The organism is Halomonas sp. 3A7M, assembly GCF_014897875.1.
Taxonomy (GTDB): Bacteria; Pseudomonadota; Gammaproteobacteria; order Pseudomonadales; family Halomonadaceae; genus Vreelandella.
This window is the reverse complement of the sequence record NZ_JABUZD010000025.1, coordinates 1-869: the sequence shown is the minus strand read 5'-3', so window position 1 is coordinate 869 and position 869 is coordinate 1. Positions and strand designations below refer to the sequence as shown.

Sequence of the window (869 nt, the reverse complement as noted above, 5' to 3'; positions counted from 1 at the left end):
GTGACGTGAAGTAGGTCAACTACGTCGTAGGATGAACGCTTACAGCAGGAATAATCTGTAGGTAGGTTTTCATCCAATTGAGCAGCGCAATACCAGTGCCGTCGGGCAGGTGCCAATCAAGTATGACTAAATCGAATGTATTGCGGCTAGCGGTATGAATAAATGCCTTACTGGTTTCGAATGAGTAGATGTTCGCCTCTATACCTCGCTCGGCAAAGCCATCCATAAGCGCTTTTTCAATGCGCTCTGATACCACCTTCTCATCTTCTACTACTGCAATGCGCATAGGCTGTATCCAAGTCAGGTCTCGTCAGTGAAAGTGAGCAGCATAGGTTGCAAATCTGTTCCTAGATCTAAAAAGCATCAAGGCAGCATAGTTAGATACTTGCTCTCCTGAAATATGAGCTTTGCAAGTAGAAAAGCTCGTTAAGTGCCTGCCCAGTAGTGTTTAGTATCCCTGAACTCTTCCTCTGTTGATGCTGCCGCAGCGGTATGACCAGCGCCGAACGTGATCGAAATACGTGGCAGGTCAGCTGCTGCCCAGAATACGCATGTCGGCTGAAATGTAAATTGATGAGTTCAGTTGCTATGTGAATTTAAATTAACAGCAGGTTTCCTTAAGTCTGGTCTGTTTTCTGTAAAGGGATTAGTAAGTGCTTACTCTTCATCTGGTTAAGGTACTAGGCGATTCTTAGTTGGCATGCATTTTTTCTACCTTAGAGCCCATTAAAAGAGACTAAAAAAACTCACTGACTAGGCTGTTAATATTGATTAATAATGTGGAGAAGAGTAGTTCCCTGTGCTAGCTTCAATGTTAAGAAGTGTTTGAACCGCCCCGGCTTTACCGGAGACTCCATATCTTGAGAGGA

At 44.2% G+C, this 869-nt stretch carries 1 protein-coding gene; it reads right to left on the bottom strand.

What is annotated here, in order from left to right; translation table 11 throughout:
• Positions 1 to 19 precede the first annotated feature (19 nt).
• Positions 20 to 286, bottom strand: a complete 267-nt coding sequence (locus INT19_RS01940) for a response regulator (RefSeq protein WP_193059514.1) — start codon at positions 284 to 286, stop codon at positions 20 to 22.
• Positions 287 to 869 lie beyond the last annotated feature (583 nt).